Origin of the sequence: Kitasatospora sp. NPDC058492, from assembly GCF_042720685.1 — a bacterium.
Lineage (GTDB): Bacteria > Actinomycetota > Actinomycetes > Streptomycetales > Streptomycetaceae > Kitasatospora.
In genome coordinates this window covers 74,301-100,597 of the sequence record NZ_JBHXMU010000023.1, presented here as the reverse complement: position 1 = coordinate 100,597, position 26,297 = coordinate 74,301, and the positions used below count along the sequence as shown (strand labels likewise).

Sequence of the window (26,297 nt, the reverse complement as noted above, 5' to 3'; positions counted from 1 at the left end):
GACCGGCCCGCCGCGACCACCGTTCGGCCCTGCGAGAGGACCTCCGTGCCCCGTCGTTCCCGCACGTCCACAGCACTCGGCATCAGCGCCACCGCCGTGGTGGCGCTGGCCCTGGCCGCGCCGCCCGCGCTGGCCGGGCCCGCGGCCGCCCCCGACCCGGTGCCCTCCCTGGTGGCCGGTCAGGACACCGCCGCCCCGCAGCTGGTCACCGGCCTGGCCGAGCCGGCCGCCGGCAGCCCCGCCGACGCCGCCCGCGCCCACCTCGCGGCCCACGCCGACCGCTACCACGTCGACCCCGGCGAGCTGGCCGAGGTCGGCTCCGAGAGCACCGCCGACGGCCGGCGCACCGTCAGGTTCGAGCAGCGCCACGACGGCGTGCCCGTGTTCGGCGCGCAGTACCTGGTGCACCTGACGGGCGAGGGCGCCGGGCAGCGCGTCGAGTCGGTCGGCGGCAAGTACTTCACCGGCCTGACCGTGCCGACCACCGCCACCGTCCCGGCCGCCGCCCTGCGGGACCTGGCGCTCGGCTCCGTCCAGGACCCGAAGGCCCGGGCCGCGGCCACCGCCGAGGACCACGGCCTGGTCGTCCTGCCGGACGGCGCCGGCCGGCTCGCCCAGCGCTTCACCGTGCACGCCGCCGACCCGGCGACCGGGGGGCCGGCGGCCCGCGAGGTCTTCGTGGACGCCACCGTCGGCGTGGTCGCCCTCGCCTACGACACCCGCGCCCCGCTCCCGGCGGGCGGCACCGACCAGCGCGCCGCCGCGGCCGGCCTCGAACCCGCCACCGGGACCGCACCGGACGCCCGCGGCAACTCCGCGAAGGTGAACATCGCCCGCCTGCCGGACGGCAGTTACCAGCTCACCGACCTCACCCGGCCCGCCACCATCACCACCTACGACGCGGGCGGCCGGGACGAGATGGACCTCGGCGGCGGCATCCCCGCCGACCTCCCCCCGGCCCACTCCCCCGGCCCGGACTTCCCGGCCTCCGCCGGCACCAGCGGCGCCACCGACGCCAGCGTCAACGCCGGTATCGTGTACGACTTCTACCACGACCGGTTCGGCCGCAACGGCCTGGACGGCAAGGGCGGCGCGATCACCTCCGTCGTCAACGTGTCCCAGGACGGCGCCCCCTACGCCAACGCGTACTGGGACGGGAAGAAGATGGTCTACGGCAGCGGGGGCCCCAACTACTACCCGTTCTCCGCCGCCCTCGACATCGCCGGGCACGAGATGACCCACGGCGTCATATCGAACACCGCCGACCTGGTCGGCATGGGCCAGGCCGGCGCGATGAACGAGGGGCTCGCCGACTACTTCGGCAACGCCATCGAGGTCACCGCCCGCGGCATGTCCATGAACGACCCGGCGGCGGCGCTGCTCGGCGAGAGCAAGTGCCGCACCGGCACCCCGCAGGCCTGCGCGGACCGGCGGATGGACGACCACCGCACCACCGTGGACGACTACCTCGGCGGCACGGTCGACAACGGCGGACAGCACCTCAACGCCACCATCTTCAGCGGCGCCCTGTGGGACATCCGGCGCACCCTCGACCCGCTCACCGCCGACCGGGTGGTCTACCGGGCGCTCACCGCCTACCTCACCCCGCTCGACGACTTCGTGGCCGGGCGCAACGCGGCACTGGCGGCCGGCCGCGACCTCGGCCTCAGCCACGCCCAACTGCGCACCGTGGCAGCCGCGTTCGACGCGCACGGGATCAAGGCCGGCTGGGAGAGCCGGATCGGCATGGACAGCCGCACGCTGGCACGCAACCTCTCCTACTCGATGGCGCCCCCGGCCGCCGGCGGCGGGCACTGGGTGGCGATGGCCCCCGCCCCCGACCCGGTCAAGGGCACGGGCGGCACCCTGCCCGGCACCACCGCGCTGTACACCGGCTCCACCACCGGGCGCGGCGCCCCCGTCCGACTCAGCCCCGACGACGGCCGCTACCACAGCTGGCCCTCCACCGACGGCACCAACGCCGTGTGGAAGGCCATCGGCACCACCGCCAAGGACCACAGCCGGGAGCTGCTGACCGCACCGCTGTCCGGCGCCGGCCCGGTCCGCAGCCTGTTCCTCGCCGACGGGAAGGAGCCCGGCAACCCGCAGGTCTCCGGCGGCGACATCGCCTTCACCGTGCACGACTTCGCCACCGGCCGCACCAGCCTGTGGCTGTCCCACGACGGGGCCCCCGCGGTCGAACTGCCGCTGGCCGACGGGCACCACCCGGACGACCTCACCCTCAAGGACGGCTACCTCGCCTGGACCGAGTCCTGGCAGGACGGGAAGCAGTACGTCACCGCGCCGACCGTCTACTCGATCGCCGCCGGCAAGGTCACCGCGCAGTACACCGCGCACGCCGCCCCCGGCGCCGCCGCGACCACCGCCTCCTCCGCCCGGCTCGCCGGCGGCCGGCTGCTGTGGCTGGACACCCCGGCCGGCGCGGCCGCCCGCGCCTCCATCCGCTCCGGCGCCCTGGACGGCTCCGGCGTGAACGAGGTGCTGGCCGCCGACTCGCCGAACGCCCCGACGCTCGGCAGCGACCTCACCGCCTCCGACCAGGCCGTCACCTACAAGGTCCAGAGCACCAAGCCCGCCGGCGGCTGGACCAACGCCGCGCTGCCCAAGCTCTGGCAGCTCCCGACCGGCGGCGGCACCCCGCAGCGCCTCTCCTGCGACCGGGGCGGCCAGGACCAGCCCGCGGCCGACCAGGGCACCCGGGTGGTCTGGCTGGACTCCACCCCCGGCCGCACCGACCTGGTCGTGCGCGACCGCGCGGCGGGCACCTGCTGACCACCTTTCCCTGACCCCCACCCCCCAGGGGTCCGGCCCGGCGCGGACGGCTCACAGCCAGCCGCGCCGGGCCGCCTGCACGCCCGCCTGGAAACGCGTGGTGGCCCCCAGCTGGGCCAGCAGCGCCGAGACCCGGCGCACCACCGTGCGCCGCCCCAGCCCCAGCCGCCGGGCGATGGCGTCGTCCGTGGCACCACTGGCCATCAGGGTCAGGATGCGGCGGTCCCGCTCACCGATCCGCAGGTCGACGGCGGACACCGACGCCGGGACGGCCAGCCGCCAGAGCGTCTCGAACACCGCGGCCAGCGCCCGCAGCAGGCCCGAGGGCCGGATCAGCAGCGAGACGACGCCCGGGCGCCCGTCGGCCGCCAGCGTGACGATCGCCAGGTCGTCGTCGCCCAGGGCCAGCTTGAGCGGCGGCTCGTCCAGCGTGCGGGCCTGCTCCCCCGCCTCGACCATGCGCGCCATGTTGGGGCCCGCGACCGGGTCGTCGAAGGCGCAGCCGTGGTAGATCGAGCGGTAGACGACCCCGGCGGCCATCCGCTGGCGCTGCAGCACCTCCTGGTCGAGGTAGTAGGCCGAACTGCCGGAGTAGGGCGGCACGTCGATGACCCGCACCTGGTGGCGGGCGGCGAGCTGGAGGCGCCGGCTGGCCGCCAGCACCTGGGCGGCGTCCTCGACCACCTCCAGGGCGCCGTAGGTGCCGGCGTCGCGCCGGGCGAAGCGGTAGAGGCGCTCCAGTTCCGCCCCGGCCCGGCGCGCCGTGGCCTGCCGGACGGCGTCGCTCTGCAGCACCGCCTCGACCACCCGGCCGGGCGGCAGCGCCTCCCAGGCGCGGTCGCGGTCGCGGTGGCCGTCGCCGCGCGGGCCGTCGTCGCAATGGCCGCCGACGGGCGGGCCGTCGCCGCAATGGCCGCCGACGGGCGGGCCGTCGCCGTTGCAGGCCACGACGATGCCCTCGTCGGCGAGTTCCCTGAGCACGGCCAGGACGGCGCCCTCGCCGAGGCCGACCCCGGCCGCCAGCTCCGCCGCCCGCGCCTGCGGACGGCCGACCAGGCAGCGGTAGACCCGGCCGCGTTCGGAGTCGGGATCCAGCACGTCGTGCACGACGTCCCCCGTCATCGTGTCGGTGTATCGGTGTATCGGTGTGTCGGCGTATCGGTGTGTCCGTGTGCCGTTGTGTCGGCCCGTCCACTCGTCGGTTTGTCGGCTTGTCGTTGTGCCGGTGTCGCCCGGACGGGCCGTCGGAGGCTACCCACGCCGGTGGCGCACATGCGCCAGTGGCCCAGGTGCGCCGCAGGGCGCTCTGGCGGACCGCGAGGTGATCTCGCAAGAGTTGTCGGTGTTCAGACAGTTCCACCGGTTCCCCCCGGGACCGGCGGCACCCTCACGGCCAAGGACGACCGATGACACCAGCCCAGCCCGCCCGGCGCCCGCCCGTACGGCTCCTGCGCGCCCGGCTCCGGCACGCCAGGACGGCCGTCGCAGCCCTGGCCGCCTGCCTCCTGCTGCTGGGCGTGCCCGCCGCGCACGCCGAGGCCCCCGCCCCGCCGCCGATGAAGGACGGCTTCGGGCTCACCCAGGTCGGCGCCGCCACCGGCAGCGCCACCAACTTCGTGCTCACCGTCACCACACCTCAGGTCGCCGGGGAGCACACCATCCGGATCCTGCTGCCCGCCGACTACGCGGCCAGCCCGGCCAAGCGCTACCCGGTCCTGTACTTCCTGCACGGCGCCTCGGACAACCCGAGCGACCCGGCCCTGGCCTACCCCGCCCTCACCGCCGCGCAGTCGATGATCACCGTCATCCCGGACGGCGGCCTGCGCGGCTGGTACACCGACTGGCTCGACCAGAACACCGCCGCCGGGGCGCAGAACTGGGAGACCTTCCACCTCGACCAGGTCGTCCCGTTCATCGACGCCAACCTGCGCACCCTGACGGGCCGTAAGAGCCGGGCCGTCGGCGGCCTGTCGATGGGCGGCTTCGGCGCGCTGCACTACGCGCAGGACCGGCCCCAGCTGTTCGGCCAGGTCCTCACCATGTCCGGCGCGAACGACCTCTCCGTGAACGAGATGATCATCCGCGGGGCCGTGGTCGCCACCCTGACCAACGCCGGCACCGTGCTGTGCGGGCCCAGCGACGGGAAGCCCTGCGGCCTCGACTTCGGCCCCACGGTCTCCAGCGACGCGATCTTCGGCTCGCCGTACCCGGTGTTCAACGCCGACTGGCGCTGGAACGCCGCGGACCCGGTCTCCCGCCTGGGCGCGCTCACCGACACCGGCATCGCGGTCTACACCGGCAACGGCAACGGCAGCGCCTCCGACATGGAGTTCTGGGCCGAGGGCACCGCCAAGCGCCTCAAGGACCGCCTGGACGCCCTCGGTTACCGCTACCACTACGTCGACTACGGCAACGGCGCCGGCTGGGGCACCGCCTGCAACGGCGGCCACAGCGCGGGCTGCTGGGCGCAGGACCTCGTGGACTACGTCCCCCGCCTGGAAGCGGCCTTCGCCGCCGCCTGACCGGCCCGCCCTCCTTCTTTCCGCTCCCTCTCCCCTCTCCCTCTCCCTGTTCCCGACGAAAGGACCCGACCCCGTGCTCTCCGCCACGACCCCGAGCCGACCGGCTCCCTGGCTGCGCCTGATCGCGGCCGTCCTGGTGGCCTGTTGCGCCGCCCTGGGCTTCACCGCCTCCCCGTTCGCGACCGCGCGGGCCCACGCCGCCACGGCGCCGGCCGCCGCCTGCGCCTCCCCGCAGCAGTGCCTGACCATCAAGTCCCTCAGCAACGGGCGCCAACTCGACGTCCAGAACGGCACCATGGGCGACGGCGCCTACATCGTCACCAACTCCTCGCCCGGCTACCACCAGTCCTGGCGGCTGAGCGTCGACCCCTCCGACTTCTCCTTCACCATCGTCAACAACGACACCGGCAAGTGCATCGACCTGGCCTTCTTCACCCCGGCCCTGCGCCAGCAGACCTGCGCCGGGCAGGCCAGCCAGCGGTGGTTCCTGCAGCCGGTCGCCGGGGCCGCCGACGCGTTCATGATCCGCCACCTGGGCGACAACACCTGCCTGGACCTGCTGCTCGGCGCCCAGTACGACGACGCCTGGACCGACCAGTACACCTGCAACGGCACCGCCAACCAGCAGTGGTCCACCGGCTTCCCGCAGGCCGCCCGCAGCCTCGCCGTCGACCACGCCGCCAAGCAGTGCCAGAAGGACGTCTCCTCCTGCTCCTGGGCCGTCAAGAGCGAGGCCCCCGCGGCACCGCTGCCGAAGGTCTGCGTCTCCTCGATCTGGTTCAACAACACCAGCAGCGCCGCCCAGCAGAACTTCGCGGTCACCAACATGACCGGCTGGTCCAGCACCCTCGGCGGCGAGATCGGGGCGGAGATCTCCGGCGGCGCCCCCGGCGGCGTCTTCACCACCGCGGTCAAGACCGCCGTCAACTACAGCAACGTCTGGCAGGGCTCGACCACCGTCAACAACGCCGTCACCGTCAACGTCCCGCCCCAGCAGTACGGCTGGGTGACGCTGGCCGAACTCGCCCGCAAGGTCACCGGAAGCTGGACGTTCGACGCCCGCGGCTTCCCGTGGACCGCCGAGGACACCGTCACCGTCCCGCTCACCTCCGACCCCAGCGGCGGCGCCACCCTCTACATCGCCAACACCAGCCCCACCTTCACCAGCTGCTCCTGAGCCCCACCGCACGACCGACAGCCAGCCGCCGCCCGGCCCCGCCGGGCGGCGGCCCCGTTTTCCCCCGGCCCTTCCCCCGCCCTGACCTGACCCCGCCCTTCCCTGCCCTGACCTGCTGACAATTGTCACGGTCGGCCGGTGCGGCAGCACACTGCCGGGCGGGGGCACGGCGCGGACAGCATGGGGGCATGACCTCCACCGATGTGAACCACCCCGACACCGTTCGGGCCTTCCGCACCATCAGGCGGCTGGTGTTCGCCTACCTGGGCCTCAGCGTCGTCACCCTGGCGGCCGCCTACGCCCTGCGCGACCACCCCGACCTGGTGAACCCCGCCGTGTGGATCCGCGGCAGCCTCGTCGTGGCCAGCGCCGTGGTCACGTCCCTGTTCACCACCCGGGCCGCCCGCGGCTCGCACGCGGCGTACCGGCGGCTGCGGATCATCTCGGCCGTCATGATCGCCGCGATCGTCGTGATCATCTGCGTGCCGGGGACCTTCCCGTTCTGGATGAAGGCCGAGCAGGCCCTGTGCGGGCTGGTGCTGGCGGGGGTGGCCGCCGTGATCAACGGACGCCACCTGCGTACCCTGTTCGCGCGATCCGACGCGACGTGAGGCAGGCGAGGGTGGACGAGGACACGCAGGCGACCCTCCCCGGGCACGCCGCCGCTGAGCGCGCCACAGGGGAGCGCGCCCCGCAGCGGTGGGTGCAGGGCTGGCGGCGGATCATGCTGGGCGCCGGGATGCTGGTCTACCCGTGCCTGACCGCCGTCGCCGTGAACGACAACGTGTCCGGGGCGGCCCTGGTCGCCGGGTACGCGGTCGTCGGCGCGTTCTGCCTCTGCTTCGTCCTCACCGCCACCGCGATGGTCCGCGGCCGGCGGCGGCAGGTGCTCCTGCTGCTGGCGGTGATGAGCGCGCTGTTCCTGGCCGCGCTGCCGTTCGCCCACGAGAACGCGTTCTACCTCGCCACCGTCGTGGTCTCCTTCGTCGCCGTGCTGCGGCGCCGCCACGCCACCCGGGTGACCGCCGCCGCCACCCTGGCCGCCCTGCTGGTGCCGTGGGCGGTGCCCGCCTGGCACACCGGGCCCGGCACCTTCCAGGCGCTGGCGCTGCTGTTCACCGTGCTCACCACGGGGGCGTTCGCGGAGATCGCCACCACCAACCAGGCCCTGGTGGCCGCCCGGGCCGAGGTGGCGCGGCTGGCCTCGGAGGCCGAACGCAACCGGATCGCGCGCGACCTGCACGACCTGCTCGGGCACTCGCTCACCGCGATCACCGTCAAGTCCCGCCTGGCCCAGCGCCTCGCCGCCAAGGACCTCGACCAGTCGCTGGCGGAGATGGCCGCGGTGGAGTCGCTGTCCCGGCAGGCGCTGGCCGACGTCCGGGCCGCGGTCACCGGCTACCGCGACGTCACGCTGGCCGGCGAACTGGCGCGCGGACGCGAACTGCTGCGCGCCGCCGGGGTGGTCGCCGACCTGCCGACGTCCACCGACCCCGTCGCCACGCAGGACGGGGAACTGTTCGGCTGGGTGGTGCGCGAGGGCCTGACCAACGTGGTCCGGCACGCCCGGGCCGACCGCTGCACCGTCACCGTCACCGGCTCCTCCGTGGAGATCCGCGACGACGGGACGGGCGCGGACGGCAGGACCGACGGGGTCGCCGGGGGCGGCGGGACCGGCGAGGGCAGCGGGATCGGGAAGGGCCTGAGGGGGCTGCGGGAACGGGTCGCGGCGGCCGGCGGTACCGTCGAAGCCGGCCCGCTGAGCCCGCGCGGGTGGCGGCTGCTGGTCACCGTCCCGCCGGGCGCCCGCCACGGGCGCGCCCCCGCCCGGAAAGGGACGACATGACGATCCGCCTGCTGCTCGCCGAGGACCAGGAACTGGTCCGCACCGCGCTGTGCGCCCTGCTCGACCTGGAGGACGGCTTCGAGGTGGTCGCCGCCGTCGGGCGCGGCGACCAGGTCGTCGACGCGGCCCGCGAACACCGGCCCGACGTGGCCCTCCTGGACATCGAGATGCCCGGCCTCGACGGCCTGGCCGCCGCCGCCGTCCTGGCCCAGCAGGTGCCCGGCTGCCGGGTCGTCATCCTCACCACCTTCGGACGCGCCGGCTACCTGCGCCGGGCGATGGAGGCGGGCGCGGTCGGCTTCGTCGTCAAGGACGCGCCGGCCGAAGTGCTCGCCGACGCCATCCGCCGGGTCGCGGCGGGCGAACGCGTGGTGGACCCGGAACTGGCCGCGGCCACCCTGGCGGCCGGGGCCTCCCCGCTCACCGCCCGGGAACGCGACGTGCTGAACGCCTCCCGCTCCGGGGCCGGCGTCGCCGAGATCGCCGGCAAGCTCTACCTCTCGGAGGGCACCGTGCGCAACTACTTCTCCTCCGCCATCGCCAAGACCGCCACCCGCAACCGCACCGAGGCCCTGCGCACCGCCGACGACCGCGGCTGGCTCTGACGCCGCCGGACGACGGGCGCAGGGCTTCCCGGGAGACGGGCGTCAGAGCCGCTCGACGGTGACCTGGGTGATCACGACGTCGTCGACGGGGCGTTCGCCGTCCGTGGGGACGGCCGCGAGGGCGTCGACGACGGCCCGGGAGTCGGCGTCGGCGACCTGGCCGAAGATGGTGTGACGGCGGTTCAGGTGGGCCGGCGTGCCGACCGTGATGAAGAACTGCGAGCCGTTGGTGCCCGGGCCGGAATTGGCCATGGCGAGCAGGTACGGCTTGGTGAAGTGCAGTTCGGGGTGGAACTCGTCGGCGAAGGCGTAGCCCGGGCCGCCGGTGCCGCTGCCGGTGGGGTCGCCGCCCTGGACCATGAAGCCGGTCACCACGCGGTGGAAGAGCGTGCCGTCGTAGTACGGGCCGCTGCCCGGCCCGCCGGTGCGCGGGTCGGTGTACTCCCGGGCACCCTCGGCGAGTTCGACGAAGTTGCGGACCGTCTTCGGCGCGTGGAACTGGAACAGCTCCAGCCGGATCGGGCCCAGGGTGGTGTGCAGGGTCGCGAACAGGCCCTTGGCCATGGCGGACTCCTTTGCTCGGGTGGTCGGGAGAGGGGATCAGCGTCGGCATCCTGGCACACGGCGGGTTCGTGACCGCACCCGGCGCCGGGCCGGGGCGCGGGTCGGACGGGGGCGATTTCCGCCGGTCACACCGGCGCGGGGCCCCGACCCCGGCAAATGCCGCGCGGCACCAACTTTCCTGCACGGCAAGCGGACTGTCTGCTTGCATGGCGGATCGACCCGGTTTCGGGCGGGTCGGGGGCGCGGGCGGGCGGCTCGGCTTGAGAGGATCGGCCCGGAAACGGGATGGACGGGAGAGGGGTGAGCCGTGGTCGGTGCCGTGCTGGTCGGTGTCCTGGTGATCGTGGTCGGCGGGTGCGTGTGCGTGGTGTGGGCCGAACGCGGCGGCCCCCGCTGGGTGCGCGCCGTGGCGTCCGCGACGCTCGCCTCGGGGTCCCTGCTGCGCCGCTCCGCGCGCAGCCGGCGCCGGAACCGGAGCCTGAGCGGCGGTGACAGCGGCGACGGTGGCGGCGGCGATGGTGGCTGAGCGCCCCGCCCGCGGGCGCGACGACGAGCGGCTGCGGCGGGTCTTCGAGGCGGTGCTGGCCAAGACCCTGTCCGGGACCGGACCGCTCACCTGCACGGGCCTGGACGAGGACACCGAGAACGCGCTCTGGGCGGTCTGGGAGGCGTACCCGCACGCTTCGGAGGAGCTGGTGCAGGCCGCGCGGCGCGCCTTCGCCGGCCAGCTGGACGGCGGCAACGCGGCCCGCTGGCGCGCGGAACTCGCCCGGATGATCGCCGAGCGCTGCCCCGACGGCTGAGCATGCGTCCTGCCCCCAGCCGACCATCACGGCCGGGGGCAGGACGGGGCGTCAGCTCTCGGTGGAGCGACGGCGGCGGGAGGCGACGACGAGCGCCGCGCCCGCGGCCAGGGCCGCGGCGGCGCCGCCGGCCTCCCAGCCGAGGCCCTCGGTGCCGGTCGCGGCGAGCTGGCCGGGGCGGGTGGTGACCGTGGTGGCGCCCGTGGTGGCCGTGGCCGCCGTCCCGGCGGTGGTGCCCGCCGTGGTCGTGCCCGCGGTGGTGCCCGCCGTGGTCGTGCCCGCGGTCGTGTCCGCGGTCGTGTCCGCGGTCGTGCCCGTCGTGGTGGTCAGGGCGGCGGGCTGGACGGCCGACTGGGCGCCGGTGGCGGTCTGCGGCTGCTCGGCGGGCCGGGCCGGCTGCGGGGCCGGCTTGTTCGCGGCCTCGTCCTCGGCGCGGGCCGTGAACTGGCCCTCCTTCAGGAACTTCACGACGTCCTCGTCGGTGCCGTCCAGCGCCCGGCCGGCGGCCTCGCGCACGGCCCGCCCGCCGGCCGACATGATCTGGGCGAGCTTCACCCGGTTGTCGTCGGCCCGCTGCTTGGGGAGCTCGACGTCCAGGAAGTGCTGCACGTCGGCGACGGTGCCCGCGAGGGCCTTCTCCCCCGCCGCGCGCACGCCCGGACCGGTCTCCTTGTCGTCGAGGATGCTCTGCACCTTGGCGCGGGCCTCGTCCTCGGCCCGGGCGATGAACTGGCCCTCCTTCAGAAAGGCCAGGACTTCCTGGTTGCTGCCGGATATCGCCTTCCGGGCGGCCGCCTTCACCGCCGGCCCGGCGCCGTCGAAGATCCGGGCGACCATCACCCGGTTGTCGGTCAGACGCCGCTCGCCGAGCTCGACGTCCAGGAAGTGCCGCACGTCGGCGGCGGTGCCCGCGAGGGCCTTCTCCCCCGCCTCGCGCACGGCCGGGCCGGTCTCCTTGTCGTCGAGGATGCTCTGGACCTTGGCGCGGTCCTCGTCCTCGGCGCGGGCGGTGAACTGGCCCTCCTTGAGGAACTTCGCGACGTCCTCGGCGGTGCCGCCCCGCAGGGCGGCCGTGGCGGCCTTCTTGACGGCCGGCCCGCCGACGGCGAGGACCTGGTAGGCCTTCACCCGGTTGTCGATCACGCGCTGGTCGTGGAGCTCGACGTCCAGGAAGTGCCGCAGGTCGGCGGCGGTGCCGTTCAGCGCCTTCTGGGCGGCCTCGCGCACGCTGACGCCGCTCTCCTTGTCGGCGAGGATGCGCCGCACCTCGGCGCGGTCGTGCTCCTCCTGGCCTGTCCCCTGGTCCTCGGTGCCCTTGGACGCGGTGTCAGGGCCGGAGACGCCGGCCGGCTGGGGGTTGTCGGCGGCGGAGGCCATCGACGGGAAGAGGACAGTGGGGGCCAGGACGGCGGCCGCGACGACGGCGGACACCCGGGGCAGCTTCATTCAGCACCTTGCGTTGTGCGGAGAGATTGTGAACGTCCGCCAGCATAGATCGTCTTTTACGGTTGCCATACCAAGTATTTGCTAGCGCCCGCACCGCACTCACAGCACCCGCAGCACCCGCGCAGCCCCAGACCCTAGGGTGGGGCGGATGAGCTTCCACGTGGTTGTCGGATACGGGCCCGCCGGGGCCGCCACCGCCCGCCTGCTGGCCGGGCAGGGGCACGCCGTACGGGTCGTCACCAGGGCGGGGAGCCCCGCACGGGGCGGGGCTCCGGTGCCCGGCATCGAGCACGTGGCGCTGGACGCGGGCGATCGCGCGCGGCTGGCGGAGGCCGCACGCGGCGCGGCGGCGATCTACGGCTGCGCGGCGCCGCCGCTGCCGCAGTGGGCGGCGCGGTGGCCGGCGCTGGCCTCCTCGCTGTGCGCGGCGGCCGAGGCCACCGGGGCGGTGCTGGTCATGCTCGGCAACCTCTACGGCTACGGGCCGGTGCGGGGTCCGATGACCGAGGACCTGCCGCTGGCCGCGGCCGGCCCCAAGGGGCGGGTGCGGGCGGCGGCGTGGGAGCAGGCGCGGGCACTGCACGGGGCCGGGCGGATCCGGGCGGTCGAGGTGCGGGCCTCGGACTTCTTCGGCCCCGGGGTGACGGACGGCGGGCACCTGGCCTCGCGGGTGATGCCGGGCCTGCTGAAGGGCCGGAACATCGCGGTGCTCGGCGACCCGGACGCGCCACACAGCTGGACGTACCTGCCGGACGTGGCGCGGGCGTTGGCCGAGGTCGCGGGCGAGGAGCGGGCCTGGGGGCGGGCCTGGCACGTGCCGACGGCCCCCGCGCTGCCGGTGCGCGCGATGGTGGAACGGCTGGCCGCGCAGGCGGGCGTCGGACCGGTCGCGGTGCGCCGGCTCCCGCAGGCGCTGCTGGGCGCGGCGGGGCTGTTCTCCCCGCTGCTGCGTGAACTGCGGGAGGTCCGTTACCAGTTCGACCGCCCGTTCGTGGTGGACGCCTGCGCCTACGAGGCCGCGTTCGCGGTGCGCGCGACCGCGCTGGAGGAGCAGGTGGAGGCGACGGTGCGGTGGTGGCGCGAGCGGGCGCAGGGGCGTTGAGCCCCCGGGCCGGTCAGTGCTTGAGGGCGTCGGCGCCGCGGTAGCCGACGGGCACGCCCCGGGCGAAGACCACGTCGGCGGTCATGTGGCGGGTGCGCAGCGGGAGGATCGCCTGGTAGGCGGGCGAGTCGTACCAGGCGCGCAGGCGTTGGTGGTCGGGGAACTCGATGAGGATGAGGTCCTGTCCCCAGGTGCCTTCGACGGTCTCGATCCGGTCGCCGTGGATGAGGAAGCGGCCGTCGAAGGGGTCCAGGGTGGCGTCGATGCGCTGGAGGTACTCGACGATGTCGGGGCCGAACTCGACCGAGTGGACCTGGGCCATCGCGTAGGCGGTCATCGCTGTTCTCCTGGGGGTTGGTCCGGTGTCCGTGGTCTCCGACGGTACGGGCGGGGGCGGAGGGGGCGAATCCGTCGCGGATCGGTAGGGGGTACGTAGCCCGGGCCGCCCCTGGCCGCGCCCCTGACCAGGCGGGGTGTCGGACGACCCCCCAGAAAGCTGGGATACCGGCGGTTGATCGGACGCTGACACGCTGGCGGCGGACGGACCGGGTGGCCCGGGGGGCCCTCCGGACCGGCCGCCGCCCCTCGTCGTCCCCCTCCCTGGAGAGCTCTGTGCGTTCACTAGTCCGGCGTATCGTCCTCGGCATCGCGCTGGCCCTGACCGGCCTGGTGCTGGTCCCGGGCGGCTCGGCCTCGGCCGACACCCCCTCGACGGTCCTGTTCAACCAGAAGTCCGAGCGCTGTCCCGACGGCGTACTGACGGGCACGCACCTGCGTCCCTGCGCGCCGTCCGACGGCCCGGGCCAGTGGGTGTTCAAGCCCGTCCCGGGCCTGCCGAGCGTCTACACCCTCAACAACACCAACGACCAGCGCTACTGCCTGACCGCCGACTACACCCCCTCCAGCGCCGAGTGCGTCGCCAACGCCACCTCGCAGATGTGGCGGGTCACGCCGTGGACCGCGGCCGACAGCACGTCGAGGTACGACCTGTTCGGGGTGCGGCTGCAGAACATCTCCAACTCCCAGTGCCTGGACAACACCGAGCACAGGATCGGCGGCGGCGGCTGGCGGCTCTACATGTTCGACTGCAACGACGGCGGGTACCAGGAGTGGGACATCTACCGCAGCACCTACGTGGCCCTGTTCGGCGGCGTCGCCACCCACAACGGCATGACCTGGGCCACCCTTGAGCAGCGCGCCGACAACGTCGTGCACGTCGGCAACGACAACAGCAGCAACGCGTACAGCGGCGACACCCCCGCCACCGCGCAGCTGCCCGTGCTGTGCCTCAAGCAGGACGGCCGCCCCGCCCCCGCCGGCGTCCCCACCAGCGGCTTCCACAGCTGGGCCGGCGGCGAGGTGAAGGCCACCATCCCCACCTCCGGCAGCCAGCTCTCCAGCCGGGCCGCCGCCGACCAGCTCTGCGCCGGCTACTTCGGCACCGGCTTCCGGATGGCCGAGTTCCACGACGCCAACGGCTGGGGCCTGTGGGCCAACGGCACCCTGACCGCCGGCACCCGCTTCTGGACCGCCATCACCGACCAGCCGGCCAACCCCTGGAGCTGACCGCACCCGGACGCGGGAGGGCGGGCGCCGATCCTGGCGCCCGCCCCTTCTCATTGCCGAAGTGCCGAAGTGCCGAACGCGTCACCGCCTGGGCCGATGTGGGCACTGACCACCCCAACCCGGCGGCGGTCCTCAGGTCGCGCGCTGTCCGTGGAGGAGGACGGGCAGCGCGCGGCCCGCCAACGCCTCGGTGGCACGGGCGGCTTGGGAGGGCGCCATGACGTCGTGGAGTTGGCGGACGGGGACGAAGCGGGCACCGAACAGGCCGCTGCGGTGCCGGGGCGGGACGGTGAGGTGGGCACTGTCGGCAATGGTGCCGCCGTCGAAGACGAGGTTGAGGCGCTCCAGGTAGCGGTCGGCGGGGGTGAAGTCGACCGCGAGGACGTCGGCGAGACGGAGGTCGAGCCCGGTCTCGGCGTGCAGGTGACGGGCGGCGGCGAGGTGCGGGGGCTCGTTCGGCTTCGCGGCGCCGCCGGGCAGGATCAGCCCGTCCATGTAGTCCGGGTCGACGAGGAGAACGTCACCGCGCGGGTTGCGCACGAGGACGAGGCAGCCGAGCCGGCACACCGGCGGCTTGGCGAGCAGACGGGGGTCTTGCATCGGGAGTTCACTTCCTGAGAGCGGCGAAGAGCGTGAGGGAGAAGCCCGCCAACCACAGGAGGCGGACGAGGAGTTCAGCCGTCATGCGTCAGGCGCTCGTAGCGCAGCCCCTTGCGGAGCAGGTCGACGACCCGCAGGAGCGCAGACGGGCTGGCCGAGCCCAGATTCACCAGGTAGCACCCGGTCAACCGGCCGTGCTCCCAGTCGACTTCGACGGACGGCAGCGTGACGCCGCCCAGGGCAAGGACGGCCGTCAGGTCGTCCAGGACGTCGGCCGCCTGCCGCCGCTGGTCGACGGTCACGCGGGAGAGCATCGAGGACACGCTCACTCCCCCGGCCGCTTGTGGACCTCGAAGACGCGCCAGGCGCTCCAGGCGTCGGAGAAGGACCTGAACCCGCTGAGCTCACCGTCCGGTTGGCGCAACCACTCCCGGGTGAGCTCGTTGCGGACCCGGTAGAGGCGGGCCCCGGTGTCCCAACGCACGCCGTAGCCGTGGAGGCGGGGAACTTGGGCATCGGCCATGGGAATAACCTTCCGCAATCAATGTTTCACGTTCTGTGCACATGGTGGCCCGGCGTCACCTAGCATCGGAAGCGGTAGACGACTTGACCTCGACAGCACGGAGAGTTGGAGCGGCCATGGTGAACATCAAGGAAATTGACCCGAAGTCATCTCCATGGGCCGCCTTCGGGATCCAACTCCGCAGGTCACGCATGGCGATGGGCCTCAAGCAGGAACAGCTCGCGCGCAGGATCGGTGTCCACCCGTCCTACGTCTCGTTCGTCGAACTTGCGCAGCGCCCGCCGAGTGAGAAGTTTGCTACCAAGGCCGATGAGATCCTGCAGACGGGCGGGACCCTGCTGCTGATGTACTGGCAGCTCCGCCACACAGCTTTGGTGCCGGGCTTCCCCGAGTACGCGAACTACGAGGCCCGCGCAGAGAAGATCAAGCTCTTCGAAATCAACGTGATTCCAGGGCTGCTACAGACCCGGGCATATGCAACCGCTTGGGAGCAGGGCAATCTCCGACGAGGAACCGTCACACCAGAACAGGCCCAGGAGCGAATCGAATTCCTGCTCGCCCGACAAAACATCCACGCCCGCACCCCGCCACCACTTCTGCACGCGGTGATGGACGAGAGCTGCCTCAGGCGGCCCATTGGCGGCCGCGACACCATGATCGAGCAGTTGCTCCACCTCGAACATCTCGCCAAGCAGCCCAACATCATCATCCAGGTGGCACCGTACTCGCTAGGCGAGGACAGGCCGTTCACGCGCCTGGTGCACCTCCTTACCATGCCAGGACGCAAAATGCTCTCTTACGGCGAGATCGAGCAGCGAGGCTACATCGATCGAGATACTGAGACGATTGCCGCGCTGGTCGACGACTACGATCGGCTCGTAGTCGAAGCCATGAGCCAGGCCGACTCAGTGGCCATGATCCGCGCGGTACGGAGGGACTTTGAATGGATGTCGACCTGACTGACACCGGCTGGAGGAAGAGCTCATACAGCGGTAGCGGCGGCACGTGCGTGGAGGTCGCCGACGGATTCATCGGCGTGATGCCGGTCCGCGATTCCAAGGATCCGAACGGTCCGACCCTCCTCTTCCCCGCCGACGCCTGGCAGGCCTTCGTCACCGCCGTCCGCACGGGAGAATTCGGCACCAACTGATACTGCTCGATGGCGCCGCCGACCCGGGCCGGGGCGGCGGCGCCTGACGGTGTCGCTCTGGATCCGGCAGCCCTTCGCTTGCATGGGAAGTGGGAAGAAGGAGCACGGAGCGGTGAACTCATCGAGGATGCAGAGGGTGTTGCCGCCTGCCGCAGGTCATGCTCTCCTCAGGGCCATGGCCCTGTCGCCCCGGTGCTCCAGGGCGATGATCAGGCGCATCTCACAGGAGTTCGGTCGTGCCAGCAGGGAACCAGGAGAGATGGCGGAAGAGTAGCCACAGCAACAACGACGGCGGCATGTGCATTGAGGTGGACGATGCCCAGCCAGGTCGCGTGCGGGACAGCAAGGACCCCGACGGCCCCCGCCTCAACTTCCCACCAGCCGCTTAGCAGGCATTCATCACCGCCATCCGAGCCGGGGAGTTCAGCACCAACTGATCCACCTGCGCGGCGCAGCCATCGCGGATGGCTGCGCCGCACAACCCAGGACCCCAAGCATCCGGAAGGAACTGGCACCATGAGCTTCCGCCCCGACCTGTCCTCTGCCCACTGGGTCAAGTCCTCCCACAGCTCCGACGGGGGTCAGTGCGTCGAGGTCGCGCCCGACTTCCCGACCGTCATGCCCGTCCGCGACTCAAAAGACCCCCACGGCCCGGCCCTCGTCTTCCCCGCCGACGCCTGGCAGGCCTTCGTCACCGCCGTCCGCACCGGCGAATTCGGCACCAACTGATGCTGCTCGACGGCGCCGCCGACCCGGGCCGGGGCGGCGGCACCTGACACTCTCGCTCTGGATCCGGCAGTCCTTCGCCTGCATGGGAAGAAGGAGCACGGAGCGGTGAACTCGTCGAGGCCGCAGTGGGTGTTGCCGCTCGTCGGCCGCTGTCCCCGCTCACCGAAGGTAGACCGATTCTCACTGAGGTCTGATCGGATCTGCTGTTGTCGTGAGCAGGACTCGAGCGAGAAATCGCAGGCGCCGCCAAGGGGCGTCTCATACCCTCGTCCTCACCGGTCCGCCGAATAGCCACTGAGGATTGTGTGAAGCACTTCGATCTCCACGCCAGGATTCCGTTGCTCGTGAAGACCATGGCCGCTGCCGACCACAGCCCGGACGCTCAGCTGACACAGACACGCCACCGCGCTTCACTCGTGGAGAGCTGGGACATCGAGCCCGGATCCACCGTCCTCGAACTGGGTTGCGGGCAGGGCGATATGACCGCCGTCCTCGCGGAGGCTGTCGGACCCCAGGGACGCGTGGTGGCCGTCGATGTCGCCGATCCGACCTACGGGGCGCCGGTCACGCTCGGGGAATCGGCGGCCCGGCTCGCGGCGAGCCCGGTCGGGCCGCGCATCGACTTCCGCTTCAGCACGGATGTCCGCGACCCGTCGGTCGACTTCCCCTCCGACACCTTCGACCACGTCGTGCTCGCCCACTGCTCCTGGTACTTCGCCTCGCTCGGGCAGCTGCGCGACACGCTGGCCCGGGTGCGACCCTGGGCGCGGCGGCTGTGGTTCACCGAGTGGGACCTGACGCCCTCCTGCGGCGACCAGCTCGCGCACCTGCTCGCAGTATTGATCCAGGGCCAGATCGAGGCTGCAGGCTCACACGGCGAGGGCAACATCCGCACGTCCTTCTCCCGCGAGGCGCTGCTGCGGCTCCTGCCCGAGGCGGGCTGGACAGCGGACGGCGACGGGCCGGTCGACACCGACGCACTCCAGGACGCGGACTGGGAGATCGCCGCCTGTCTCGACCTGATCACCGGAGGAGAACGGTTGGCCGCGCTGTCCGAACCGGTACGGCAACTCGTCCTCAGCCAGAGCGACGTCCTGCGGGCCGTCGCCGCACCGCATGGCAACCGCCCGCTCGCGGCGTACTGGGTCACCGCACGCTGAAGTGCCACCCCGGCCAAACCTTCCGACCTCAGTCGGATCCCGCAGCCCTTGCACTTCCGCAACCCGGCCGGCCCGGCCCGGCGCCCTCGAACACCGAACCAGGTTAGAGCTTCAGGCTACCCAAGGTGTAATGATGGCATCGCGTATCAGGTTGTCGTGAATTGGCCATGCTGGCAGTGGAGTTAAGAGGACATCTCATTTGGGGGGCCTTAAATCGAGTGCGAGAGTTCCGGTCCGGGTGATACAAGGTCTGCGTGACTGAGCAATTCTCCTTCCCCACCCTGCTGCAGATGATCGACGAGCGGTCCGCCGCGTTCCGCGCCGCCGTCGCCGCTGCCCCCAGCCTCGACGCCGACGTCCCGTCCTGCCCGGGCTGGACGCTGTACGACCTGGCGAACCACCTCAGTGAGGGGGACCGCTTCTGGGCCTACATCGTGCTGAACACCGCGCCGGGCGACGAGCGGCCGAGCAAGGACGGGCTGGCGGCGCCCAGGGAGCACGAGGCCCTCATAGCTTGGCTGGCCGACTCGACGGAGCAGCTGCTTGCCGCTCTGCGCGAGGCCGGCCCGGACCGGGCCTGCTGGGCCTGGTGGGAGCCGCTGGCCTCGCCGCACACGGGGGCCGCCGTGGCCCGCCGCCGCGTCCACGAGTCGCTGATCCACACCTACGACGCCCAGCTGGCCTCCGGTACGCCGCAGGAGCTGCCGACGACCGAGGCGGTCGACGCCATCGAGGAGTTCCTCGCCACGGTCTGCACCGTCACGGTCCCGTGGCCGCACGAGCCCGCCACCATGGACTACCACGCAGCCGAAGCCGGCTCCTGGCGCCAGACGGTGGACGCCGCCGGGTCCCGCTTCACCCGCCTCACCGCGGCGGAGGCCGCCGAGAGCAAGCCCACCGCCGCCATCTACGGCACGGCGAGCGAGATGGCCCTGCTCATGTACATGCGCATCCCGAACGGCTCGCTGCGGATGGAGGGCGACGCCGACCTGCTCCAGCAGCTGCAGAACGGGGGCTGACGGCTTGGGGAGCGATAAGAATCCGGGCAGGCTCGGCTGAGCAATCCGCCTGGGATTGATCAGCAGGACGTCGGGCGGGCGTCGGCGGCGAGGACGAGTTCTTTGCTCGTCTTGCGGGTGGCCCGGCGGGCTGACCGGTCGGAGACCAGGCCGGCTATGGCGGCTTGGGTCTCGGCGAAGTATTCGCGGCGACCGGTGTAGCGCTGCGCCACTGCTTGTACTCGGCGTTGGCGTGTTCCACGCAGATCCGGTTGGAGGACTGCGCTCGGCGTTCGTGCCGCCAGGCGTGCTGCTCGCCGAGGGTCGCGTCCTTCTTCGGCTTGCGGGGTGGGGCGGTGACCTGGCGTGGGAACTGGTTGGCGAGGCCCCGGTAGCCCTCGTCGACATGCACCTTGACGCCGGGCCGGCGGTCGCCGCCGCGCCGCTCCCGCAGCGCAGACTCCTGCTGCGCCTCCCAGGCAGGGACGAGCTCAGCGACGAGTTCGGCAAGATGCTGCCGGGATATGCCCGATAGGGCGTGATGAGACAAGGCCGCGCGGGCCGATGACTTCACATCCACGGGCGCCGCGCCTCGCGCCGCCTACGCCTGCCGCCGCTCCCACTGCTCCTTCGTGATCTCGTACCGCACACCCCCGTGCTCGGAACCCTCGACCGCCATCATGTCGTCCGGCGTGGGGATGTTCTCCGCGAGCGTCATCCCGAGCTTCTCCATGACGTTACGCGAAGGGCGGTTCACGGTCATCGTCTCGGCCCAGACCATGCGGATGCCGAGCTCGGCGAACCCCTTCGCCAGCAGCGCCTGCGAGACTTCGGTGGCGTAGCCCCGGCCCCAGGCCGCCTGGCGCAGGCGATAGCCGAGTTCGGCCTCCTCACGCGGGCCGCTGCGCAGCGGACGCAGGCAGAACCAGCCGACGAACGCGCCGCCGTCCTTCTCGTGCGCGGCGAACAGGCCGAGGTCATGATTCCAGCGCTCGTAGCCGGCGAGGATGCTGGGGATGGCGAGGCCGCGGACCTCCTCTGGCGGGGTTGGAGCGCCGCCGGTCAGGTAGCGCATCACCGCCGGGTCGCTGTCCAGCTCGATCAGCAGGTCCGCGTCGGCGGCGGCGAAGGGGCGGAGGGTCAGGCGCTCGGACTCGAGGTAGGTGGCCACGTGAGGATCATGGCCGAGACGGGTCGGACGGTCCAGGGAGTTTTCGGGCCGCGTCTGTCACCGGGTGGCGTTCTGACCGCAGTTCCATGAATGATCTTCAGGTAGGCCGCGAGGGCTGTGGTCAGCTCGTTCGACCACTCTTGTGCAGCGCGGCGCTCGCGCGGAAGCGGATACGGCCGCAGCGGTCTTTCACCTCCTCGGTCGCGTCGTCCGGGCAGCAGCAGTGCCGAGCCAGCCAGGCCAGATCGCCAGGATCCAGCCAGAGTGCCACGCGCCCACGGTCGGCTTCGGTCTGAGGATTGGTCGGCTCGATCTCGGTCATGGCGAGAGGCTACTCAATCCGCAGCAAGCGCCTCGAAGATCATTCACGAAAGCGCGGGCAGAGCCTCTTTCAGACCGCCATCCGAGCCGGCGAATTCAGCACCAACTGATCCACCTACGCGGATGGCTGCGCCGCACAACCCAGGACCTCAAGCATCCGGAAGGAAGTGGCACCATGAGCTCCCGCCCCGACCTGTCCTGATGTGGTCCTGGACCCCATCATCGCAGGTCGCAAGGCACTTCTTCGTTTCTGGAAGAACCATCCACCGGCGCCAGGCGAGGGTGGCTCTCGCAGTACCTGTATCACCAGGGTCTCCCGGACGTTCAAAACGCCTGTCACCATGGACACACACCGCAGCTTTAACCCCATCGGTTCAATTCAGCTGCCCCGAATTCGCGACCGTGTCGGCGCATTCTTCCACGACAGAACAGACGGAGACCAATGGCGGACAACCAATTCACCGCTCACACGGAACTTTTCGATCTGAGCGGGAAGTACGCCCTTGTCACCGGCGGCACCAGGGGAATCGGGCTGATGATAGCGCGCGGCCTTCTCCAGGCGGGCGCCCGCGTCGTCATCAGCTCACGCAAGGCGGACACGTGCGCGGAGGCGCAGCAGCTGCTGTCCGAATTCGGCGACGTTCAAGCAATTCCCGCCGACCTGTCCAGGCACGACGAGTGTCAGCGCCTCGCCGATCTTGTCGAGGCCGGCTCGGGACGCCTGGACATCCTTGTCAACAACGCGGGGGCGATGTGGCGCGAGCCGCTGGCGACGTTCCCGGACGAGGCCTGGGACGCGGTGATCGACCTCAACCTCAAGTCGCCGTTCTGGCTGGTGCAGGCGCTGCTCCCCGCACTTCGCAGGGCGGGCACCGCGGATGATCCCGCGCGGATCATCAACATCGGCAGTATCGCCGCCATCCACGTCGCCCAGTCGCCCAACTACTCGTACGCCAGCAGCAAAGCGGCTCTTCATCAACTCACCAGGGTGCTTGCCAGGGAGCTGGGCCCACAGCACGTCACGGTGAACGCGGTGGCACCGGGAGTGTTCCCGTCGCGGATGACGGCGTCCACGCTCGATGCCGTCGGCGACACGATCGCGGCCGCGGCCCCTCTGCGCCGGATCGGCCGCGACGACGACATGGCGGGTATCGCCGTGTTTCTCGCCAGCCGGGCCGGGTCCTACCTCACGGGCACCGTCATCCCGGTGGACGGCGGCATCGCGACGACCGCATCGGGCACCCCTTAGACTGCGGGACCGGCCTACGGTGAGGGGATGGCCACGATGGATCTGCGCACCGAGATCCGGGAGTTCCTCAGCTCGCGCCGCGCCCGCATCGCACCCGCGCAGGCGGGCCTGCCCGCTTACGGCGGCAACCGTCGGGTCAAGGGTCTGCGCCGCGAGGAGGTGGCGCTGCTGGCGGGGGTATCGGTCGACTACTACGTGCGCATGGAGCGCGGCCGCCTCGCCGGCGCCTCCGATGGCGTGCTCGACGCGCTGGCCTCTGCCTTGCAACTCGACGAGGCCGAGCGCGACCACCTGTTCCACCTCGCGCGCCAGTCCACGGCGCCCAGCGGCCCACGCCGGCGTAGGCCTGCCGTGACGGTGCGCGCGACGCTGCAGCAGGTGCTCGACGCGATCTCCGGTGCGCCGGCCTGGATCGGTAACGGCCGCTACGACGTGCTCGCCACGAACCGACTCGCTCGCGCGCTGTATTCGCCGGTGCTGGCCGACTCGCGACGGCCAGCGAACACGGCGCGGTTCGTCTATCTGAACCCCGAGGCGGCCAGAGATTTCTTTGTCGACTACGACCACATTGCCGGCGGAGTGGCCGCGAAGCTACGCATGGAAGCCGGCCGCAATCCGCACGACGAGGAGCTGATCACCCTGGTCGGCGAACTGTCGACGTCCAGTGAGCTGTTCCGGCAGCGGTGGGCATCTCAGGACGTGCGGCTGCACCGGTCCGGCCGCAAGCGTGTGCGCCATCCGATCGTGGGCCGGCTCGACTTGGACGTCGAGTCCCTGGAACTGCCCGCCGAACCCGGCCTGCACCTCAACGTCTACACCGCACCCGCGGGCACACCGACCGCTGACAATCTGGCGCTCCTGGCGTCGTGGGCGGCCACCCAACAAGCGCCGGCGACCGAGCTCGAAGCACACAACGGATAGCCCGACCCCTTCAGTTCTGGTCCGGTGGACCCGGGCCCGGTGGCGGGAGCGGGTGCCGGGTCAGTCCCACCAGAACGACCACTGGTGGGCGGCGACGAGGCCTTCGGCGTAGGCGGTCAGGGTGCCGGTGCCCTGGAAGACGAGGTCGGGGCAGAAGGCGGTGTGCTCGGCGGCCAGCGGGAGGGCCTCGGCGAGTGTGGCGGGCGGGGCGGCGACGCTCAACTCCAGGGTGTCGAAGCCGACTTGGACGACCTGGGCGCCGAAGCGGCGCTCCCAGTCGGCGAGCACGGCGGCGATCTTGGCGGTGTCGTCCTCGTGGTTGAGCGGGCCGCTCCAGCCGCAGGCGGCCAGTGCCTCGGCGCCGCTGCCCGCCTCGACCAGGCCCAGGCGCGCGTCCCGTACGGACAGCAGCACGTCGGCCAGGCCGCGGGCCTCGATGCCGGGGGCGCCGTCGGGGACGGCCGCGGCGGGGGCGGTGCCGGGCCAGGCGGGGCCGAAGGGGGCCAGGGCGGCGTGGAGTTCGGCGGCGTCCTCGGTGTCGAGCGGGCCCTCGGGCGCGTCCTCGTCGGTGCCGCCGAGCTGCTGCCACCAGCGGCGCAGCAGGGCGTCGGGGTCGTAGAGGGTGGGGTCGGAGGCGGAGGCCGGGAAGAGTTCGCCGGACAGCCAGGGGCGGTAGTCGGCGCCGTCGCCGAGGGGGACGAGCAGCAGCGGCCACAGGCCGGACTGCGGGTGGGCGCGGTGGAGTTGCTGCCACAGGCCGGCGGGGGCGGGGGCGTCGCTGATCCACAGCAGCGGCTCCGGCCCGTCCTCGCCGCCGACCAGGCGGCCGGGCGGGAGGGTGGCGGGCAGGAGACGGGACAGGTCCGAGGTCATGGGGCCACCGTAGGGGCGGTCACTGACAAGGGAGTTCGGGCAGGGGGGCCGGGCGGCTGGGTTCGGGCCCGCGGTGCGGCGGGGGTGGTTCAGGCCCAGGGCAGGGCGGCGCGGGTGCGCCAGTACGCCGGGGCGGGTTCGGCCAGGACGGCGAGGGCGGCCAGGTCGTCGGGGTCGGGGTGCAGGGTGGCGGCGGTGAGGTTGGAGGCGAGCTGGTCGACGGTCGCCGCGCCGGACAGGACGAGGTCGGCCCAGGGCTGGGCGGCGGCCGCGGCCAGGGCGAGGGCGTCGAGGGGGGCGCCGGTGCGGGCGGCGAGGGCGCGCAGTGCGGCGGTGTCGTCCCCGGTGGCGTTGCGCCCGGCGAGGCGGCCGTTGGCCATGGCCTCCTTGACGACGACCAGCCAGCCGGCGGCGTGGGCTTCGGCCAGGGCGGGGGCGGCGGAGGGTTCGAGCAGGTTCCAGGTGGCCTGGACGGCGGTGAACAGCGGGCGGCCGTCCACGGTGACGGCCAGGGCGGCGCGGATGGTGTCCGCCTGGGCCGGGCCGCTGGTGGACAGGCCGACCCGCACGCCCTGCCCGGCCAGGTCGGCCAGGCGGGCGTGCAGGGCGGTGTCGGTCAGGGCGGGGCTGTCGGGGGTGACGGAGTGGACCAGGTAGACGTCCAGGTGCGGGCCCAGCAGGGAGCGGGTCTCGTGGATCTGGCGGTCGAACACCGCCGTGGAGTGCTCCTTGACCTCGTGCGCGGCCACGCCGGTGGTCTGCCAGCCGGCCGTGTAGGTGTAGCCCCACTTGCTGCCGACCGTCACCTCGGCGGCGGCCTGGGGGTGTTCGGCGAGCCACTGGGCGACGAACTCCTCGGCGCGGCCGTAGGAGCGGGCGGTGTCGAGGTAGCGCACGCCGGCGGCGTAGGCGGCGTCGAGCAGGGCGTGGGTGCGGTCGCGCAGTGCCTCGACGGTGCGTTCGGCGGGCAGGTCGCCGTCGCGGCCGAGGGTGATGTAGCCGGGCCGGCCGACGGCTGCGGTGCCCAGGCCGTACCGCGCGATCGGCGGGCGGTCGGTGGCGGCTCCGGTGGCGGGGTCGGTCGGCATGGCGGGGTCTCCTCGGGCGCGACGGTGCTCACCTGGGACTTTACCGTCGGGTCGGTCGGCGCATCCGGCCGCCGGGGTCGGGCGGTCGGCCGGATACGCCGGTCAGCCAGGCCGGTCAGTCAGTCAGGCCAAGGCCGGTCAGCCGGGTCAGCCGGGTCAGCCGGCGGCGATGGTGGCCCGGATCCAGTCGGCGTAGGCGCGCACGTCGGTGTACAGGCCCGGGCCTTCGGAGCAGGGCACGCCCGGGGCGCCGGGGCCGGAGGTGGTGCCGATGAGCTCCCAGCGGCCGCCGCGGCCGCGCTGGATCTGCGGGCCGCCGGAGTCCCCGAAGCAGGCCATGGCCTTCGGGGTGGGGCTGGTCGTGCACAGGCGGGTGGGGCCGGCGAAGCCGGGGGCGCAGTCGGCCGCGGCGGCGCGGCGGGTGTCGAGTTCCTGGAGGCGGTCCGGGAAGACCATGTCCTCGTACTTGGGGGTGTCGAGGACGGTGCCGAAGCCGAGCAGCCGGGTCGGGGTGCCGGGCGGGCCGGGTCGCTGGGCGACGGGGATGGGCCGCTGGGCGACGGGGCGGTCCAGGCGCACCAGGGCGAGGTCGTCGTAGTTGGGGCGGGTCTGGCCGTCGCCGAAGCTGAAGCCGGGGTGGACGACGGTGCGGGTGATGGCCCGGACGGTGCCGCCGCTCTTGCGGTGCGCGCTGCCGATGCGCACGGTGCCGTCGAGCGTCAGCTCGCTGCCCGGGTAGCCCTGGACGCAGTGGGCGGCGGTGAGGACCCACTGGGGGTCGATCAGTGTGGCGCCGCAGGTGCCGTCGGCTATCTGCTTGGCGCTCATCGGGATCGTGGCCATGAACGGGTAGCGCTCGGTGGAGTCGTGGCCGTTGACGATCGCCTGGGCGCTTCCGGTCATGGCGGTGGCGCCAAGGGCGGCGGCGAGGGCGGCGACGGCGGTGGCGCGGGCGGCGCGGCGGCGGACGGTCTTGCGCAGGAGCACGGGTGACGGCCTTTCGGATCGGTTGGTTCGGATGCGTCCAGCCAACCCTGCGGCGCCCGTCCGGGACATCCGGGCAGCGGGCCGCCGGGCCCGGGGGCTGTCC

The 26,297-nt window shown here is 72.6% G+C and carries 32 protein-coding genes; 19 read left to right on the top strand and 13 right to left on the bottom strand.

Translation table 11 applies throughout. The features are described 5' to 3' along the window. The first annotated feature begins 45 nt into the window (after positions 1 to 45). Entirely contained in the window at positions 46 to 2,793 is a 2,748-nt protein-coding gene (locus ACFWPI_RS17585; RefSeq protein ID WP_380375567.1) for a M4 family metallopeptidase, read from the top strand. A 51-nt stretch (positions 2,794 to 2,844) separates the two neighbouring features. Here the strand turns inward: ACFWPI_RS17585 and ACFWPI_RS17580 are convergent, their stop codons facing one another. Next, positions 2,845 to 3,915: a LuxR C-terminal-related transcriptional regulator gene (locus ACFWPI_RS17580; protein ID WP_380375565.1), complete on the bottom strand. Its 1,071-nt coding sequence runs from the start codon at positions 3,913 to 3,915 to the stop codon at positions 2,845 to 2,847. A gap of 284 nt (positions 3,916 to 4,199) precedes the next feature. Here ACFWPI_RS17580 and ACFWPI_RS17575 point away from each other — a divergent pair, with 284 nt between their 5' ends. The 5 genes from ACFWPI_RS17575 (at position 4,200) to ACFWPI_RS17555 (ending at position 8,943) form a co-directional block, all read left to right on the top strand. Beyond that, a complete protein-coding gene (locus ACFWPI_RS17575) occupies positions 4,200 to 5,315 on the top strand; it encodes an alpha/beta hydrolase (RefSeq protein WP_380375564.1) in 1,116 nt (371 codons plus the stop codon). Positions 5,316 to 5,388: 73 nt separating this feature from the next. Next, entirely contained in the window at positions 5,389 to 6,492 is a 1,104-nt protein-coding gene (locus ACFWPI_RS17570) for an RICIN domain-containing protein (RefSeq protein ID WP_380375562.1), read from the top strand. A gap of 188 nt (positions 6,493 to 6,680) precedes the next feature. Next, positions 6,681 to 7,103: a hypothetical protein gene (locus ACFWPI_RS17565; protein ID WP_363376075.1), complete on the top strand. Its 423-nt coding sequence runs from the start codon at positions 6,681 to 6,683 to the stop codon at positions 7,101 to 7,103. An 11-nt stretch (positions 7,104 to 7,114) separates the two neighbouring features. After that, positions 7,115 to 8,338, top strand: coding sequence for a sensor histidine kinase (locus tag ACFWPI_RS17560; RefSeq protein ID WP_380375560.1), 1,224 nt, complete (start codon positions 7,115 to 7,117; stop codon positions 8,336 to 8,338). Further along, positions 8,335 to 8,943 (top strand): response regulator, encoded by a 609-nt coding sequence (locus tag ACFWPI_RS17555; RefSeq protein WP_380344249.1) that lies wholly within the window; start codon positions 8,335 to 8,337, stop codon positions 8,941 to 8,943. Before ACFWPI_RS17560 ends, ACFWPI_RS17555 begins: the two co-directional genes overlap by 4 nt. A 42-nt stretch (positions 8,944 to 8,985) precedes the next feature. Here the strand turns inward: ACFWPI_RS17555 and ACFWPI_RS17550 are convergent, their stop codons facing one another. Further along, positions 8,986 to 9,507: a peptidylprolyl isomerase gene (locus tag ACFWPI_RS17550; protein ID WP_380375558.1), complete on the bottom strand. Its 522-nt coding sequence runs from the start codon at positions 9,505 to 9,507 to the stop codon at positions 8,986 to 8,988. Positions 9,508 to 9,814: 307 nt separating this feature from the next. On the opposite strand from ACFWPI_RS17550, the gene ACFWPI_RS17545 reads away from it, so the two are divergent. Next, positions 9,815 to 10,033, top strand: a complete 219-nt coding sequence (locus ACFWPI_RS17545; RefSeq protein WP_380375556.1) for a hypothetical protein — start codon at positions 9,815 to 9,817, stop codon at positions 10,031 to 10,033. After that, positions 10,023 to 10,310: a hypothetical protein gene (locus ACFWPI_RS17540; protein WP_380375554.1), complete on the top strand. Its 288-nt coding sequence runs from the start codon at positions 10,023 to 10,025 to the stop codon at positions 10,308 to 10,310. The genes ACFWPI_RS17545 and ACFWPI_RS17540 overlap by 11 nt, the downstream gene beginning before the upstream one ends. Before the next feature lie 51 nt (positions 10,311 to 10,361). Here ACFWPI_RS17540 and ACFWPI_RS17535 read toward each other — a convergent pair whose 3' ends face one another. Next, positions 10,362 to 11,756: an ALF repeat-containing protein gene (locus tag ACFWPI_RS17535; protein ID WP_380375552.1), complete on the bottom strand. Its 1,395-nt coding sequence runs from the start codon at positions 11,754 to 11,756 to the stop codon at positions 10,362 to 10,364. A 148-nt stretch (positions 11,757 to 11,904) separates the two neighbouring features. On the opposite strand from ACFWPI_RS17535, the gene ACFWPI_RS17530 reads away from it, so the two are divergent. Further along, complete coding sequence (locus tag ACFWPI_RS17530) at positions 11,905 to 12,858, top strand: NAD-dependent epimerase/dehydratase family protein (RefSeq protein WP_380375550.1); 954 nt, start codon at positions 11,905 to 11,907, stop codon at positions 12,856 to 12,858. Between the two features lie 13 nt (positions 12,859 to 12,871). Here the strand turns inward: ACFWPI_RS17530 and ACFWPI_RS17525 are convergent, their stop codons facing one another. Beyond that, a complete protein-coding gene (locus ACFWPI_RS17525) occupies positions 12,872 to 13,195 on the bottom strand; it encodes a DUF1330 domain-containing protein (protein WP_380375549.1) in 324 nt (107 codons plus the stop codon). A 275-nt stretch (positions 13,196 to 13,470) separates the two neighbouring features. On the opposite strand from ACFWPI_RS17525, the gene ACFWPI_RS17520 reads away from it, so the two are divergent. Continuing rightward, a complete protein-coding gene (locus ACFWPI_RS17520; RefSeq protein WP_380375547.1) occupies positions 13,471 to 14,424 on the top strand; it encodes a hypothetical protein in 954 nt (317 codons plus the stop codon). Between the two features lie 132 nt (positions 14,425 to 14,556). On the opposite strand, the gene ACFWPI_RS17515 is transcribed toward ACFWPI_RS17520, so the two are convergent. From ACFWPI_RS17515 to ACFWPI_RS17505, 3 genes are all read right to left on the bottom strand, one after another. Continuing rightward, positions 14,557 to 15,024, bottom strand: a complete 468-nt coding sequence (locus tag ACFWPI_RS17515) for an NUDIX domain-containing protein (protein ID WP_380375545.1) — start codon at positions 15,022 to 15,024, stop codon at positions 14,557 to 14,559. Between the two features lie 74 nt (positions 15,025 to 15,098). Beyond that, positions 15,099 to 15,338 carry a hypothetical protein gene (locus ACFWPI_RS17510; RefSeq protein WP_380375543.1) on the bottom strand — a complete coding sequence of 80 codons (240 nt, stop codon included), beginning with the start codon at positions 15,336 to 15,338 and terminating at the stop codon, positions 15,099 to 15,101. A gap of 11 nt (positions 15,339 to 15,349) precedes the next feature. After that, entirely contained in the window at positions 15,350 to 15,547 is a 198-nt protein-coding gene (locus tag ACFWPI_RS17505; RefSeq protein WP_380375542.1) for a hypothetical protein, read from the bottom strand. A 116-nt stretch (positions 15,548 to 15,663) separates the two neighbouring features. Here ACFWPI_RS17505 and ACFWPI_RS17500 point away from each other — a divergent pair, with 116 nt between their 5' ends. The 6 genes from ACFWPI_RS17500 (at position 15,664) to ACFWPI_RS17475 (ending at position 19,605) form a co-directional block, all read left to right on the top strand. Further along, complete coding sequence (locus ACFWPI_RS17500) at positions 15,664 to 16,506, top strand: helix-turn-helix transcriptional regulator (protein WP_380375540.1); 843 nt, start codon at positions 15,664 to 15,666, stop codon at positions 16,504 to 16,506. Further along, complete coding sequence (locus ACFWPI_RS17495) at positions 16,491 to 16,697, top strand: DUF397 domain-containing protein (protein ID WP_380375538.1); 207 nt, start codon at positions 16,491 to 16,493, stop codon at positions 16,695 to 16,697. Before ACFWPI_RS17500 ends, ACFWPI_RS17495 begins: the two co-directional genes overlap by 16 nt. 236 nt (positions 16,698 to 16,933) lie before the next feature. Beyond that, positions 16,934 to 17,086, top strand: coding sequence for a DUF397 domain-containing protein (locus ACFWPI_RS17490; protein WP_380375536.1), 153 nt, complete (start codon positions 16,934 to 16,936; stop codon positions 17,084 to 17,086). Between the two features lie 127 nt (positions 17,087 to 17,213). Beyond that, positions 17,214 to 17,426: a DUF397 domain-containing protein gene (locus ACFWPI_RS17485; RefSeq protein ID WP_380375534.1), complete on the top strand. Its 213-nt coding sequence runs from the start codon at positions 17,214 to 17,216 to the stop codon at positions 17,424 to 17,426. A 353-nt stretch (positions 17,427 to 17,779) separates the two neighbouring features. Beyond that, on the top strand, positions 17,780 to 18,586 hold the full coding sequence (locus ACFWPI_RS17480) for a class I SAM-dependent methyltransferase (protein ID WP_380375586.1): 807 nt from the start codon (positions 17,780 to 17,782) through the stop codon (positions 18,584 to 18,586). A gap of 254 nt (positions 18,587 to 18,840) precedes the next feature. Then, positions 18,841 to 19,605: a maleylpyruvate isomerase family mycothiol-dependent enzyme gene (locus ACFWPI_RS17475; protein ID WP_380375532.1), complete on the top strand. Its 765-nt coding sequence runs from the start codon at positions 18,841 to 18,843 to the stop codon at positions 19,603 to 19,605. 154 nt (positions 19,606 to 19,759) lie between these two features. On the opposite strand, the gene ACFWPI_RS17470 is transcribed toward ACFWPI_RS17475, so the two are convergent. Beyond that, positions 19,760 to 19,996, bottom strand: a complete 237-nt coding sequence (locus tag ACFWPI_RS17470) for a hypothetical protein (protein ID WP_380375530.1) — start codon at positions 19,994 to 19,996, stop codon at positions 19,760 to 19,762. On the opposite strand from ACFWPI_RS17470, the gene ACFWPI_RS17465 reads away from it, so the two are divergent. After that, positions 19,991 to 20,119, top strand: coding sequence for a hypothetical protein (locus ACFWPI_RS17465; RefSeq protein ID WP_380375528.1), 129 nt, complete (start codon positions 19,991 to 19,993; stop codon positions 20,117 to 20,119). The genes ACFWPI_RS17470 and ACFWPI_RS17465 overlap by 6 nt on opposite strands. Before the next feature lie 66 nt (positions 20,120 to 20,185). Here the strand turns inward: ACFWPI_RS17465 and ACFWPI_RS17460 are convergent, their stop codons facing one another. Both ACFWPI_RS17460 and ACFWPI_RS17455 read right to left on the bottom strand, forming a co-directional pair. After that, on the bottom strand, positions 20,186 to 20,755 hold the full coding sequence (locus ACFWPI_RS17460) for a GNAT family N-acetyltransferase (RefSeq protein ID WP_380375527.1): 570 nt from the start codon (positions 20,753 to 20,755) through the stop codon (positions 20,186 to 20,188). A gap of 121 nt (positions 20,756 to 20,876) precedes the next feature. Next, positions 20,877 to 21,077: a hypothetical protein gene (locus tag ACFWPI_RS17455; RefSeq protein ID WP_380375525.1), complete on the bottom strand. Its 201-nt coding sequence runs from the start codon at positions 21,075 to 21,077 to the stop codon at positions 20,877 to 20,879. Positions 21,078 to 21,518: 441 nt separating this feature from the next. On the opposite strand from ACFWPI_RS17455, the gene ACFWPI_RS17450 reads away from it, so the two are divergent. Together ACFWPI_RS17450 and ACFWPI_RS17445 are read left to right on the top strand one after the other, a co-directional pair. Then, positions 21,519 to 22,325: an SDR family oxidoreductase gene (locus tag ACFWPI_RS17450; protein ID WP_380375523.1), complete on the top strand. Its 807-nt coding sequence runs from the start codon at positions 21,519 to 21,521 to the stop codon at positions 22,323 to 22,325. 27 nt (positions 22,326 to 22,352) lie between these two features. Continuing rightward, a complete protein-coding gene (locus tag ACFWPI_RS17445; protein WP_380375521.1) occupies positions 22,353 to 23,246 on the top strand; it encodes a helix-turn-helix transcriptional regulator in 894 nt (297 codons plus the stop codon). Between the two features lie 60 nt (positions 23,247 to 23,306). Here ACFWPI_RS17445 and ACFWPI_RS17440 read toward each other — a convergent pair whose 3' ends face one another. The 3 genes from ACFWPI_RS17440 to ACFWPI_RS17430 form a co-directional block, all read right to left on the bottom strand. Next, complete coding sequence (locus ACFWPI_RS17440; protein ID WP_380375519.1) at positions 23,307 to 24,119, bottom strand: DUF4253 domain-containing protein; 813 nt, start codon at positions 24,117 to 24,119, stop codon at positions 23,307 to 23,309. An 89-nt stretch (positions 24,120 to 24,208) separates the two neighbouring features. After that, positions 24,209 to 25,207 (bottom strand): aldo/keto reductase, encoded by a 999-nt coding sequence (locus tag ACFWPI_RS17435; RefSeq protein ID WP_380375517.1) that lies wholly within the window; start codon positions 25,205 to 25,207, stop codon positions 24,209 to 24,211. A gap of 156 nt (positions 25,208 to 25,363) precedes the next feature. Next, complete coding sequence (locus ACFWPI_RS17430) at positions 25,364 to 26,263, bottom strand: S1 family peptidase (RefSeq protein ID WP_380344193.1); 900 nt, start codon at positions 26,261 to 26,263, stop codon at positions 25,364 to 25,366. Between the last annotated feature and the right edge of the window lie 34 nt (positions 26,264 to 26,297).